Annotated in this window: 13 protein-coding genes and 1 pseudogene; 4 read left to right on the top strand and 10 right to left on the bottom strand. The window is 72.4% G+C overall.

Annotation, left to right across the window (positions count from 1 at the left end):
- The first annotated feature begins 27 nt into the window (after positions 1-27).
- The 3 genes from SSQG_RS01480 (at position 28) to SSQG_RS01470 (ending at position 1,774) form a co-directional block, all read left to right on the top strand.
- Complete coding sequence (locus SSQG_RS01480) at positions 28-294, top strand: DUF5133 domain-containing protein (RefSeq protein ID WP_003987877.1); 267 nt, start codon at positions 28-30, stop codon at positions 292-294.
- 174 nt (positions 295-468) lie between these two features.
- Complete coding sequence (locus SSQG_RS01475) at positions 469-1,308, top strand: DUF1206 domain-containing protein (RefSeq protein WP_003987876.1); 840 nt, start codon at positions 469-471, stop codon at positions 1,306-1,308.
- A 28-nt stretch (positions 1,309-1,336) separates the two neighbouring features.
- Positions 1,337-1,774, top strand: coding sequence for a hypothetical protein (locus SSQG_RS01470; protein ID WP_003987875.1), 438 nt, complete (start codon positions 1,337-1,339; stop codon positions 1,772-1,774).
- Between the two features lie 31 nt (positions 1,775-1,805).
- Here the strand turns inward: SSQG_RS01470 and SSQG_RS01465 are convergent, their stop codons facing one another.
- From SSQG_RS01465 to SSQG_RS01430, 8 genes are all read right to left on the bottom strand, one after another.
- On the bottom strand, positions 1,806-4,046 hold the full coding sequence (locus SSQG_RS01465; protein ID WP_003987874.1) for an FUSC family protein: 2,241 nt from the start codon (positions 4,044-4,046) through the stop codon (positions 1,806-1,808).
- 87 nt (positions 4,047-4,133) lie between these two features.
- Positions 4,134-5,504, bottom strand: a complete 1,371-nt coding sequence (locus tag SSQG_RS01460) for an NAD(P)/FAD-dependent oxidoreductase (RefSeq protein WP_003987873.1) — start codon at positions 5,502-5,504, stop codon at positions 4,134-4,136.
- Positions 5,505-5,724: 220 nt separating this feature from the next.
- Complete coding sequence (locus SSQG_RS01455; protein WP_003987872.1) at positions 5,725-7,455, bottom strand: PP2C family protein-serine/threonine phosphatase; 1,731 nt, start codon at positions 7,453-7,455, stop codon at positions 5,725-5,727.
- Positions 7,452-8,492 carry a SpoIIE family protein phosphatase gene (locus tag SSQG_RS38725; protein WP_244299007.1) on the bottom strand — a complete coding sequence of 347 codons (1,041 nt, stop codon included), beginning with the start codon at positions 8,490-8,492 and terminating at the stop codon, positions 7,452-7,454. Before SSQG_RS38725 ends, SSQG_RS01455 begins: the two co-directional genes overlap by 4 nt.
- A 430-nt stretch (positions 8,493-8,922) precedes the next feature.
- Entirely contained in the window at positions 8,923-9,363 is a 441-nt protein-coding gene (locus tag SSQG_RS01445) for an anti-sigma regulatory factor (protein ID WP_003987870.1), read from the bottom strand.
- Complete coding sequence (locus SSQG_RS01440) at positions 9,363-9,779, bottom strand: STAS domain-containing protein (protein WP_003987869.1); 417 nt, start codon at positions 9,777-9,779, stop codon at positions 9,363-9,365. The genes SSQG_RS01445 and SSQG_RS01440 overlap by 1 nt, the downstream gene beginning before the upstream one ends.
- Entirely contained in the window at positions 9,776-10,663 is an 888-nt protein-coding gene (locus SSQG_RS01435; protein ID WP_003987868.1) for an STAS domain-containing protein, read from the bottom strand. Before SSQG_RS01435 ends, SSQG_RS01440 begins: the two co-directional genes overlap by 4 nt.
- A gap of 173 nt (positions 10,664-10,836) precedes the next feature.
- Positions 10,837-11,316: an STAS domain-containing protein gene (locus tag SSQG_RS01430; RefSeq protein WP_003987866.1), complete on the bottom strand. Its 480-nt coding sequence runs from the start codon at positions 11,314-11,316 to the stop codon at positions 10,837-10,839.
- 344 nt (positions 11,317-11,660) lie between these two features.
- On the opposite strand from SSQG_RS01430, the gene SSQG_RS01425 reads away from it, so the two are divergent.
- A complete protein-coding gene (locus SSQG_RS01425) occupies positions 11,661-12,032 on the top strand; it encodes a hypothetical protein (protein WP_039931748.1) in 372 nt (123 codons plus the stop codon).
- Between the two features lie 42 nt (positions 12,033-12,074).
- Here the strand turns inward: SSQG_RS01425 and SSQG_RS01420 are convergent, their stop codons facing one another.
- Together SSQG_RS01420 and SSQG_RS01415 are read right to left on the bottom strand one after the other, a co-directional pair.
- Positions 12,075-12,509 carry an ATP-binding protein gene (locus tag SSQG_RS01420; protein WP_003987862.1) on the bottom strand — a complete coding sequence of 145 codons (435 nt, stop codon included), beginning with the start codon at positions 12,507-12,509 and terminating at the stop codon, positions 12,075-12,077.
- A gap of 116 nt (positions 12,510-12,625) precedes the next feature.
- Positions 12,626-13,243, bottom strand: a pseudogene (locus tag SSQG_RS01415) (AMP-binding protein); the annotation flags it as partial.

The raw sequence follows: 13,243 nt of genomic DNA, 5'->3' as shown, positions 1-13,243 counted from the left end.
ACCCGACCCACCAGGAGCGAAAAAAACATGCTGAGGCCCCATCCTGCCGTGCTGCGCCGCCTCGTCGACGAGTACGAGGCCCTGTCGGCCGCCGAGGCGGCGAGCGAACCGGCCGACCTGAGCACACGGAGCCGCGACCTGGCGTACACGCTGTGCGTGTCCACCGGGACCCGGGATGTCGAGCGCGCCCTCGAGCTCGCTCACCACTGGCTCGCGGCCGGCCCGGCACCGGCCCGCGGGACCGCCCCGCCGCCCACCATCGAAGAGCACCTGCGGACTCCGGAGCCGGCATGACCCTCGTGTGCGCCTGACACGACGGGAAGCGCCGGCACCTGAGGGGCCCGGCCGACGGACACCAGCCGTCGACCGGGCCCCTTCGTCCTGCCAAGTGACCGGAACCCACAGGTCCGGCGGCTACGCCGCGTATGCGGGGGAGAACCCGGGGCATCCGGACTCCGGGAGGTCCACATGAACACGAGTGTGTTGGCACGCAGCGGACGGTTCCGGGCCCGGCGGGTGGCGCGGGGGTCGGTGACCGAGGGGGCGGCACGGGCAGGACTCGCCGCACGAGGCGTGATCTATCTGCTCGTCGGCGCGCTGGCACTGCAGGTCGCCTTCGGCGACACCAAGCAGCAGGCCGACCGCGGGGGCGCTCTGGCGGAACTGTCGCAGAAGCCGTTCGGCGCGGTGCTGCTGTGGGCGCTGGGCATCGGGCTCGCCGGCATGGCCCTGTGGCGGCTGTCCGAGGCGCTCTTCGGCTCCGTCGGACCGGACGGCCGCAGCGCACGCAAGCGGCTGCTGGCGACGGTCCGCTTCGGCTTCTACGTCTTCGTCGCCTACTCCGTGCTGTCCTTCGCGGCGAGCCGGAACCAGAGCGGCGGCGGATCCAGCGACCGGCAGTCCCGGGACGCCACCGCCAAGGTGCTGGAGATGCCCGCCGGCCAGTGGCTGGTCGGCGCGGCCGGGATCGCGATCGTCGCGGCGGGCGGGTGGATCGGGGTACGGGCGGTGCTCCGCAAGTACCGCGACAAGCTCCGCCTCGGGGAGATGGGTCCCCGGACCCGGCAACTGGTGGACGTCGCCGGTGTGGCCGGGGGCGCCGCCCGCGGGCTGGTGTTCGCCGCGGCCGGCGTCTTCGCCGTCCGCGCGGCGATCGACTACGAACCCGACCGGGCCAAGGGGCTCGACGACACCTTGCGCACCTTCGCCGACACCCCGCTGGGCCCCTGGCTGCTGGTCTGCGTCGCGGCCGGGCTCGTGCTCTTCGGAGTGTTCTCTTTCGCCATGGCCCGCTGGCGACGGGTCTGAGCGGCGTCTCGCGGGGAACACGGGACGGATGAGCGATTCCGAGATTCCGCAAGACGACGGCCGTCCCGTGGTGGACGTGTACCTGGACCTCCTGCGCATCCGGATGGACACGGAGGACTACCGCCTCCTGATGCGTGTGGTGGAACCGGTCCTCCAGGCGATAGACGAGGAGCGCCTGTCCAGCCTCGACTTCGCGCTCGACTCCGGGCGCGACGACGAACTGCCCCAGGAGATCCGTGACGAGGTGGCCCTCGTCATCGCCACCGCGGTCACCGGCCGCCTGGACAACGAAGTGATCGAACTCGACGTCGACGACACCGGACCGGTCAGGATCGTCACGGACGCGAGCACCGCGTCCGACCCGATCCGCCTGAGCGAGATCGCCGACTACATCAAGGAACGTCACCGGCAGACGGAAGAGCTGCGCGGCATCGCCGAGGTGAGCGGACTGCCCACGGACTTCTGATGCGGCCCGGACGCCCTTCTCGCGCGGCCCCTCACTTCTGGGGCGCCGCCACCGGCACGTCGAGCGGCCGGGCGAGACCGACCACGGCCTCGTCCAGCCGCTCCAGATGCCGCAGCACGCGGTCGGTGATCCGGCCGTAGCGCGGAGTGCCGGCGTCGGATCCCAGCAGTGAGGCGATGCTTGGCCCGGTCTCCACCAGCGCGGCGGCGTGCTGGTCCGCGACCCGGACCGCGATGGTCTCGATGTTGCGCACGGTGCGCGCCGCGGCCCCGCGCAGTCGCGGGTCCGCCGCGATCGAGGGATGTGTGGGCAGCAGCTCGGCGGTCGCCGCCAGCGTCCGCGCGTGGTAGGCGCAGGTCTCCAGTAGCGCCACGACGTACCGGGCCGTGTGCCGCCGGGCCCGCAACGGCGTGACCGGGTGGATCAGAGGCTGCGTGGCGGCCCGCAGATCGGCCAGCGCCTGGTCCAGGTCGCGCGCCTTGTCCAGCAGTTCGTCCGGCGGTCCGCCGCTCAGCTGGCCGACCGCGGCCTCGGTGACGGAGACCAGCCGCTCCAGCACCGTGCCGAGCAGCTCGTTGGTACGGCGGTCGGTCCGCACCGGCAGCACCAGCGCCGCCGCGGCCACTCCGCAGGCCGCGCCCAGTGCCGTCTCCTCCACCCGCAGCAGCAGCACGTCGAGGCTGTAGGTGTGCAGGAGCGTGTACAGCAGCCCCAGCATCGCGGTGACGAAGAACGACATCAGTGTGTACGACAGCGGCGCCACGTAGAACATCGCGAAGATCAGCACCAGGACCAGGGCGAACGCCGTCCACGTGTGCTGCCCGACCAGACCCGCCAGCACGATCCCGGCCACCACGCCGAACACCGTGCCCAGCAGCCGGCGATAGCCCTTGACCAGGATCTCGCCCGTCGAGGCGGTGTTGAGGAAAACGATCCAGCAGGTCAGCACCGCCCAGTACCAGCGCTGCGCGGACAGCAGCTCACCGCCCGCGATGGCCAGCGACGAGCCGACGGCCACCTGCACGGCCGCACGCGTCGTGGGCCGCCGCAGTCCCGTCTCCTCCTGCGGCTCCGCCTCCTCGCCGCCGTCGATCGCGGCGTCCTCGGCATCCAGTTCCTCGCGGGAGCGCGCCGTGGCGGGGGAGTCGTCCGACTCGTCCTGCGGGCCGTCCAGCGCGATCCGCAGCCCCAGCACCGCCCGGGCCGACTCTCCGATGCCCCGGAACACGTCCTGGACGGCGGCGGACGCGGGCGGCAGGTTCTCCTCGTCCCGGTAGCCGAGGAGCCGGTTGCGCACGTGGGCCAGCGCGGTCCCCGAGTCCCCGCCGCCCGCCCGCAGCACGAGGGTGCGCAGCGCCTGGAGATCACGACGGAGCGTGGCGGTGGCCTCGTCCGGCACCGCGGCCTGCCCGACCGAGGGCGCGGGCGCGCCCGGCAGATGCAGGGTGAGCGTGTCGGCCCGTTCGGCGGTGCGGGCGGTCAGCAGCAGCAGACCGAGCCGCTCGGCGGCGATCTCGGCGTCCGCGATACGGCGCTGCACGAGCCGCGCCGCCGACTCGTCCGGCGTGCCCTCCTCCAGCCGCGCCTGGATCATCATCGCGCTCTCGTGCAGCCTCGCGGTGCCGTCCCGCACGGCCTCCAGGGCCTTGTCCATCTCGTCCGTGCCGGCGTCGAGGAGGTCGAGCTGCGCGGACACCAGCTGGGCCAGCCGGGCGCGGAAGGCCAGGCGCAGCCGCTGCAGGACGGCCGTCGGGGTCGCGGGCACGACCGCGAAACGCAGCAGGGCGCTGGAGCAGAAGGCCAGGGCGATGACGCCGCACAGTGCGGGCAGCGAGGAGAGCGTGGCGCCGACGAACAGCGACAGGAAGTAGACCTGGAAGCCGATCAGCCCCAGCGCTGTGCCGCGGTCACCGAACCGGCGGCAGTACACCGCGCAGAAGATCAGGACGACGAAGAAGATGTCACCGGCGTAGAGACGGGCGTTGAGCACAGCGCCCAGGCACACGGAGGCCAGGGCCACCGGCAGGCCCAGTGCCAGTGTCACGGCCTGGGGACCGAGCTGCTTCTCCCGGATGGCGAAGGTGGCGACCATCGCCGCCATGGCCCCCGCCACCAGAAGGTGCACATCCGCCCCCAGCGTGGCGAGCACCGCCAGGGTGAGGGCGATGGCGCCCACCGTCCGCAGCCCGGCCGTCAGGCGCAGCAGCCCGGGGTCGGACGCCGCGATCCGGTCCCGCAGTCGTGTCCGCACCGAGCGTCCCGCTGCCCTCACGCCGCCGCACTCTCTCCCGACTCACACCGCACACCAAGATCCGCGCCTCAGCATGTCATGCCGCGAACGGAAGCTCCCGCCCGGCCCTCACCCCTGCCGGCCGGCTCCCTCGATGTGCGCCCGTACCTGCTCCGGCGTCAGGTAGGCGTCCGTGTACTCGAAGTCCTTCAGCCGGGCGGCCTTGCCGGTCTGGAAGCCGGTCCGTACGAAGTCGTCACCGGCCACCGCGTTGAGCAGCCAGTTCGTCATCACCCGGGTCTTGGCCACATTGGTGCGCAGCGCCGACCAGTGGTAGCCGCGGGCGACGGCCTGGGCGGGCAGGCCGCGCAGCTCGATGCCCAGGGGCTTGGAAACCGCGTCCGTGCCGCCGAGGTCGACCACGAGCCCGAGGTCCTTGTGCACGTACGGCTTCAGCGGGCCGCCCCGCAGTGACGCGATGACGTTGTCGGCGACGTGCCTGCCCTGCCGCTGGGCGTGCTGGGCCGTGGGCGGGCACATCGCCCCGTCGCCCTTGGCGAGGTCGGGCACGGCGGCCGAGTCGCCGAGCGCGAACACCCCGTCGTCGCCGGGCAGCTTCAGCTCGGGGGCGACCGCGAGCCGCCCCTTGACCGTCTCCGCGCCGAGCGTGGCGATGAGGGGACTGGCGACGACCCCGGCGGTCCAGATGAGCGTGCGGGTCGGGATCACACGCCCGTCGGTGAAGGTGACCTCCTCCGGGCCCGCCTTGGCGATGGAGACGCCGAGGGAGATCTCGATGCCCCGCCGCCGCAGGATCTCCTGTGCGCTGCTGCCGAGCTTCTCGCCGAGCTCCGGCATCAGCTTCGGAGCGATGTCGATCAGATGCCACTTGATCAGACCCGGGTCCAGCCGGGGGTAGCGCTTCACGGCGGCATGCGTCAGGCGCTGCAGGCACGCCGCGGTCTCGGTGCCCGCGTAGCCGCCGCCGACGACCACGAACTGCAGCCGCGAGGCCCGCTCGTCGGGGTCCTGGCTCGCGTCCGCGAGATCGAGCTGCGAGATGACGTGGTCACGGACGTAGGCGGCCTCGGCGAGGGTCTTCATCCCGAACGCGTGGTCCGTGAGCCCCGGGATGTCGAAGGTGCGGGTGATGCTGCCGGGGGCCAGCACGATGTAGTCGTACGGCTCGTTGACGATCTGGTCGGTGATGGTGCGGATGACGCAGACCTTGGACTTCAGGTCGACGCCGATGGCACCGCCCGGAATGATGCGGGTGCGGTACTTCTTGCTGCGGCGCAGCGAGACGGCGATCGACTGCGGCGTCAGCACGCCGGAGGCGACCTGGGGGAGCAGCGGCAGGTAGAGCTGGTAGGCGAACGGCGTCACCAGCGTGACGTCGGCCTCGTCCGGCGAGAGTTTCCGTTCCAGACGGCGGACGCACTCCACGCCGGCGAAGCCTGCGCCAACCACCAGGATCCTGGGTCGTGTCACGGTGTTCATCCCTTTCTGCGGCTCCAGGCGGTCTGCCTCGAACGCCTTTCGACTGCCCCTGGATCGCTGGTTCGCACCCCATCGATCCCATCGCGTCCCGGACCGGCACGCCAGCCGGACGCGGCAGGCAGACGAACACGTCGATCACCACCATGCCCGCCCCGTGGCCGAAAAGCACCAGGCCGGCGTGAAGAACGCGTGCACAGACCCCGCAGAACCGGCCCTTCCGTCAGGGCCGGGCGCCCTCCCCCTGGAGGTGACACAGCAAGAGACACACGTCGTCGTCGCGCTCGGAGTCGCTCAGCAGCGGATGCAGGATCCGGTCGGCCGAGCCCTCCAGGTCCGCGTCGAGCTCCGCGGAGCGGAATCCGCCGAGTGCCTCCGCCAGCCGCTCGATGCCGGGGTCTATGCCCTGCGCGCGCCGTTCGACCAGCCCGTCCGTGTACAGCGCGAGCGTCGAGCCGGGCGACAGACGCACCGTGTGGTCGGCGATCTCCTGAGTGAGGGGGATACCGAGCATGGCACCGGGTTTGGCGTCGAGGGTGCGCACGGTTCCGTCGGGCAGCCGCAGCACCGGCGGTGGATGGCCCGCTGCCGCCCACGTCAGCGTGGGCTCGTCGGGGTGGAACCGCGCGATGACGGCGGTGGCGTACAGGTCCGGCTGCAGATGGTGCAGGAACCGGTGCAGCCGGGTCAGCAGCCGGCCCGGGCTGTCGCCGTCCACGGCGTACGCCCGCAGCGCGGTGCGCAACTGGCTCATCATGACGGCCGCGTGCAGACCGTGCCCGGTCACGTCGCCGATGACCGTGATGAGACCGCCGTCGCGCTGGCGGAAGGCGTCGTACCAGTCACCGCCGATGTTCAGCCCGTGGGTGGCGGGCAGATAGCGCGCCGCGAGGCTCAGGCCCGGCGTGGCCGGGAGATCCGTGAGCAGGGCCCGCTGCAGCGTCTCGGCGATGTCGCGGTTGTGTTCGAAACGCCGGGCGTTGTCGATCGCGATGCTGGCCCGCCGGGTCAGCTCGATCAGCATCACCGCGTCGTCCGGGTCCCAGCGGGGGCCGGGCGGCGACAGGGTCAGCACCCCGAGCGGCGCCCGCCGCGTCGGCAGCGGAACGCACAGCAGCGGACGCCCGGGATCGAGCGCCGACGGCGGATGGTCGTCGACGCCGGGCAGGCCGCCGGGATGGTCGGCGGCGTACTGGGGCCGGCCGGTGCGGGCCGCGACCACGGCGGCGGCCGGGTGCGGCGTCGACCGGCGCTTGTCCTCCTCGTGGTCGAACAGCCAGATGTCCACACTGTTCGCGTACTCCGGAACCAGCAGGTCCGGTAGCCGGCGCACGATCTCCTCGTGGTTGAGCGAGGAGGTCAGCACGGCGCTCGCGTCCGCGAGGAACGTGAGTCTGCGGCGGGCGCTCTCCGCCTCGTTCCGGGCGCTGCGCTCGGCGGCGAAGGCCTCGCGCTGGGCCAGCCCGGCCGCGTCCAGCTCCGCGTGCAGCGCGAGGACGCCCTGGTTGGTCTGGTGCAGCTCCTCGCGGTGGAAGGCGACCAGATCCTCCTGCTCGGAGAGCTTGTCCAGCACCACGGCCGTGTCCTCGTCGGCGCCGAGCAGCGCCTCCGCGAGGGCCGCGGGGTCGTTCGCGACGGCGCCGTCCTCCGCGGCGCGGGCCGCCTCGGGACAGGGGACCGTGACCTCCCACGGCGGCTCCCCGGCGGCACAGGCCTCCGGCGACGGCGTCACCACGGCGTGCAGCAGTCCTTCCTCGGCGGGGGAGCCGGCCATGTCCAGGGTGAGCAGCCAGGTGCCGCCCTTGGTGAGGCACTGCCGCAGGTGGGCGCTGAGGGCGGCGGCGAGCCGGGTCCGCTCGACGGTGGGCACACCGTACGCCGCGGCCAGTCGCGCGAGGGCGATGCGGGCGCGGGCCGCGTCGGTGACGGTGGTGATCTGCCAAGTACGCATCATGGGTGTTCCGGCGGGGTCGGAGTCAGCACGGCCACGGCGGTGTCGTCCCGCACCGGCCGGGCGGGACTGCTCGCGTCACGTATCGTCATGGCGGCCGTCACGGCGGGGTCGGCCGGGGCCGGGCCGGCGTCGGACGGCGGTGTCCAGCGGCTGGGCAGGCCGTCGGTGTGCAGGATCAGCAGCGGGTCGCCCGTCCAGCCGGCCTCCTCCGCACGGAGGGTGGCGGGACGGTGCACACCGACGATGCCGGGCCGGGACAGCAGGGGATGCCAGGTGCCGCCCGTGCGAAGCCGCGCTCCCACGTTCCCGATGCCGGCGAACCGCAGTCGCCCGGCACGCAGGTCCAGCTGGGCCAGGGCGACGGCCGCGCCGCGGGTGCCCTTCAGGGCGTCGTGGAGCTGCCGCAGCGACTCGGCGGGACCGAGGTGGGCCCAGCGGTGCAGTGCCGCGACCGCGGCCGACGAGGCCCGGGCGGCCTCCGGGCCGTGCCCCAGCCCGTCCGCCAGCATCAGCGTCACCAGGTCCCCGGAACGCACCCACGTCCAGGCGTCTCCCGAGAACTCGGCACCCGCATAGGGAATGTTCACCCCACCGGCCCGCACACCGGCGCCCGGCACGGAGTGCTCCCCCGACGGGTCGGACGGCGCGGCGTCCCCGACCCCACCGTCCCCTGGAAGCCCGCGGCCGGAAACCGCCTCGCCGTCCGGCGGTCCCTGAGCAGGCGCTCCTTGGAGACCGGGCTCGACCGCCCACCCCGCACTGTCCGCGGGTGCGCCGCCCGGCAGGGGCCTGCCGGCCACCGCCGCGTGTCCGGTCAGGCCGCCGCAGGCCACGGTGCCCGCCGGCGTGGTGCCCTGTGAGGCGCTGTCCGGCACGCCGGACGGCCAGCGTCCGGAGCCGGAGGTCCCGCCCCCGGACCACACCGAGTCCGGGGCGCCGGGCCCCGACCTGTCGCCCCAGCCGCCCGACACCCCGTCGGACCACACCGTCACGGCCGGTCCGGCGGACACGCCGTCACCGCGCTGCGTGGTGCCCACACGGGCCACCGCGACCGTGCCGCGGCCGGGCGTGGTTGGTGCAGGTTGAAATCGTCGGCAAGCCGCAAACACGTGCCGGGGCCGGGCGCCAAGGCGAGCGCGTCGGGGAAACACCGTCACGCAGCGCCGCGCGCAGATCGGCGATGCCCCGGGCCCGTGGTCGATCGCGACGATCTTGCACCATTCGGGACCCCGCACGGGCGGCCCGGCCGAAGCACCGGGAGGGTTCCACGACGTTCGAATGAGTAACTTGACACCTCTCGTCGTGCCTTAGAGACAGCAGGTTCGTGGCGAGCTCGGTCGCGACCAGCGCGGCGGCCGCGGTGCGCTCGCTCGTCGAGTCCGGCCAGGGCCGCCGCCTCCTCCGCGGCGACCCGCGTGTCGCGCACCCGGGTCGAGTCGCGCACCGGGACGTCCCACAGGCGGGGCATCAGACCCCCTCGCGCGGACGGGGCGGCCGGACCACCCAGCAGGTGACCCGCACGGTGGTGCCGGAGCCCGGTGCGCTGTCGATCTCGAAGTCGTGGACCAGGCGCCGCGCACCGCTCAGACCCATGCCCAGACCGCCACCGGAGGTGTAGCCGTCGCTGAGCGCCAGCTCCAGGTCGGCGATGCCCGGCCCCTCGTCGCTGAAGGCCAGCCGGAGCCCCTGCGAGCCCCGGCTGCTGACGTGTTGCGCCGCCATCTGTCCGCCACCGCCGTGCACGAGGGTGTTGCGGGCCAGCTCACTGGCCGCCGTGACCAGCTTCGTCTGGTCCACCAGACCGAAGCCGAGACGGGCCGCGGCCTGCCGCACGTGCTGTCGCACCCACACCAGGTCCATGTCGGACCGGATGGGCAGGCAGGCCTCCACGCCCGCGGCAGTGTGCATCACGGACTCTCCTGACGCGGACCGCCCGGACGGGACGGGGCCTGCTGCGAGAGGAGCTCCATGCCCGCCTCGGTGCTGAGCGCGGTGCCGAGACCGGGCAGCGTCAGGCCAAGTTCCACCAGCGTGATGGCGACCGCGGGGCGCATACCGGCCACCACGGTCCGCGCGGCCAGCAGCTTGGCCTGCGCGGCGATCTCGGCCAGCACCCGGCCGAGGAAGGAGTCGACGATCTCCACGCCCGAGATGTCGATCAGGACACCGCGCACCCCGGTACGGGAGACGGTCTCCGCGAGGTCCTGCTGGAGCTGCTGGGCCGTGCTGTCGTGCAGATCCCCCTGGAGCGTGACCAGCAGGACGTCGCCGAGCCGGAGCACCGGCACGTGCCCCGTCACGGGACCGGAGTAGGCGTCGCTCACCGCTGACCCGCACCTGGCTTCACGATGTCCGCGCCGAGCTGGTGCAGCGCGTAACCCAGCGCGTCGGCGAGGCTCGCGCGAGTGATCACGTCCAGGTCCAGGCCGAGGTGGACGATGGTCTGCGCGATCGCGGGGCGGATGCCCGAGACGATGCACTCGGCGCCCATCAGCCGCGCCGCCGCGACGGTCTTCATCAGATGCTGCGCCACCAGCGAGTCGACCGTCGGAACGCCGGTGATGTCGAGGATCGCGAACCGGGCGTGCTCCTCTACGACGGCGTTCAGCAGCGTCTCCATCACGACCTGGCTGCGAGCGCTGTCGAGCGTTCCGATCAGCGGCACGGCCACGATGCCGTCCCACAGCCGGATGACGGGGGTGGCCACCTCCAGCAGCTGCATCCGCTGCCGGTCGCTGAGCGCCTGCCACTCGCTCAGCGCCGTCTGCATCGCCACCAGCCGCAGGGTGCCCATCAGTACGGTGAGGACCGTCGAGCACGCCCGCAGGTGCTCGGGCGGCGCCTGCTGCAGATCGGCGGCCAGCAGGTTCTCGACGGGCGGCCGCAGCGCGGCCAGCTCGCTGGAGACCTGCGTGTTCGACAACCCGGCGCGCGAGCGGGCGGCGCCCATCCGGCCCAGCTGCTCGCGCACCGCGCTGAACCCGGCGGAGTCCGGATCCTCCACTTGCTCCGAGTCCGCCACCTGGGTCAGCGCGTCCACGACGACCTTGCCCGCCTCCACCGCCTCGTCACGCGAGACGGTGAACACGGCGCGGAACAGGGGCTCGTCCGCCCACCGCTGGGCGATCTGCTCACGCCGGCGGTGCAGGAAGTCCCTCACCTCGTGCGTGGGCGTGGCGAGCTGTCCGTCCGCTTCGTGCTCCGGCACCTGGTTCTCTCCTCATCCGCTCATCCGCGTTGCGTCGGCCGAACCCGCTTCAGGCAACGAGACGGCGCTGTGTCGCTTGCCGGGCGACAACTCTAACCATGCGCCGACCTCGTACGACACCTGATCCGGCCGCAAGCGTTCGGTCCCGACGAACGGCGTTTCGACCATCGCCGTCACCGGCGCACGCGGGTGACCGACGTCGGGCAGGCGGAGCGAGGGCACTCGCCGCCGGTCCTGCAGGCGTGCCCCGGGCACCGCTTCGTCGACCCGTCAGCCCGGCTCACGGCCGGCCCGGCGTCGACACGGGCCAGGGCCTCTTCCAGGCTCTCCGATATCGGCACCGTGATGCTGACGCCGGTCAGGTCCAGCACGCGTCGTACGGCCGGAGTCGGGCTGATGACGTGCACGCTGCCGCCGTCCCCGCGGGTCTCCTGGTACACCCGCAGGATGATGTTCATCCCGGACGAGTCCATGAACGGGACGGACGAGAGGTCGAGCAGGAAGTGCCGTCGGCCGTGGTGGAGTTGGTTGGCCAGATGGGCCTGGAACTCGGTCGCGGTGTCGACGTCCAGGTAGCCGTCGACCGTGATCAGGGCCACGTCCTCCCGGGGCAGTTCGACTTCCACGGACAGCGGGTTCTGGGCGAGGGGCACGGGTACCTCCAACAAGTGCTACGGCCTGGGCAGGTCACCTCTGCGGATGACCGCGGTGCGGGGCGATGCCGGTCCTGGGGCGGGCTCTGATGCCGTTTCTCATGCGCCTCCCTTCACTGCCGCTCTCCGTTTTCACCGCGCCCCGCGATTACCCCGGAAAAGACCTTCCATGCCCTCCGGCGGCGAACCCGTCCGAGACCCGGACGTCGACAGCCCGCGGACCGCCGGGCCGTGGGCCGAATGCGCTTGCGGCAGGGGGGTAATTGCTGCTGTGGAGCGGGGCGGACGGGAACCGTCCGCCCGGGCTCGAGGGATCCGCACACCCCCAGGGAGGATGGAGCAGCGTGGCCATCGACAGAATCTGGTCGTACGCACCGGACAGCGGTCACGTCGAGGGGCAGGACCTGACCGGGTTCACCGTCGCCGTGACCGACGGCACGATCGGGCACGTGGACCGGGAGGCGGCCCCGCACGGCATGCGGCATCTGGTCGTCGACACCGGCGTCTGGGTGTTCGGCCGCAGTGTCCTGGTACCGGCCGGAGTCGTCACCGCGGTCGACCCGCAGGCCCGCAAGGTCATGCTGGCCTGCAGCCGGTCAGACGCCAAGGCGGCACCTCGCTTCCAGACGGACAGCGAGACCAGGGACCGGGAGTACCTGAGCGCCGTGGGCGACTACTACGACCGGCTGCCGCCGCGCGAGACGGCCTCGGCCTGAGCGAACCGGTCACGGGCGCATCGCGCCCGTGACACGCGCGGTTCACCAGGGCAGGAAGACGTGCACGTCCTTCCCGCGGTCGTCGGCCACCACGCTGACCTGGTCGCACAGGGTGTGGATCAGGTGCCAGCCGATTCCGCCGCCGCCGCTGCGCGGATCGAAGGGGCGGGGGGCGGGCTCCGTGCTGCTGGTGTCGTGCAGGACCACATGCACCCCGTCGAAGGTCCGGCGCATCCGCAGCGCGAACGGACCCGGCGCGTACTGGACCGCGTTGGCGGCCAGTTCCGTCACCACCAACAGGATGTCGTCCCAGTACTCGGGGGCGGAGGGGGGTGCGGAGCGTGCCAGATCACGCAAGAACTCCTCCGCTGCGAGCCGCGCTCCCGTCACGTCGTGCGGCTCGCCCACGAAGCTGTTCGTGCGGCTCGGGATCTCCTCGGAGGTCAGTGCGTCATCCCCACGCGGCTCGGTTGACATATCGCCTTTCCGGCCCGGCGCCAGCAAGGGCTGTCGTCAGGGCTGTCGTCCTTTCTCTTGCGTCGCCACTGTTGCGTGTTCCCGAGGGGGCGAGAGCTACGCGTCCAGCTCCGAGCTCAGCGGAACACATTGTCCGAGTCATCCCAGTTCGACGCTTCGTCCGCGGTGATCGTCGCCCGCCCGGGACGCCTGCGTGACTGGTACATCGCGTCGATCTCGGACGCGTAGTGCCGCACGATCTCGTCCCGGCGCAGCTTCATCGACGGCGTCAGCAGTCCGTTGGTCACGTCGAACGGCTCCGGCAGGACCCGGAACACCCGGATCGACTCCGACCGGGACACGGCGCTGTTGGCCGCCGCCACGGCCCGCGCGACCTCCTCCCGCAGCGCGTTCTCCTCCCGCGCCTCCCGCATCTCGCCCTGGAGCGCCAGCGCCGCCCGCCAGTGCGCGAGGAACTCCGGATCCAGCGTGATCAGGGCGCCGACACAGGGCTGGTTGTCGCCCACGACCACCGCCTGGTGGATCAGCGGGTGCATCCGCAGCCGCTGTTCCAGGGCGGCCGGGGCGACGCTCTTGCCGCTGCTGGTGATGATGACGTCCTTCTTGCGGCCGGTGATCGTCAGATAGCCCTCGGAGTCCAGGTGCCCGAGGTCCCCGGTGGCCAGCCAGCCGCCGCGCAGCGCGGCCCGGGTGGCACCGTCGTCACCCAGGTATCCCTGGAACACCGACGGGCC

Source organism: Streptomyces viridochromogenes DSM 40736 (genome assembly GCF_000158955.1).
GTDB lineage: Bacteria > Actinomycetota > Actinomycetes > Streptomycetales > Streptomycetaceae > Streptomyces > Streptomyces venetus.
The sequence above is the reverse complement of the archived record's forward strand: the minus strand, read 5'-3'. Positions and strand labels throughout refer to the sequence as shown.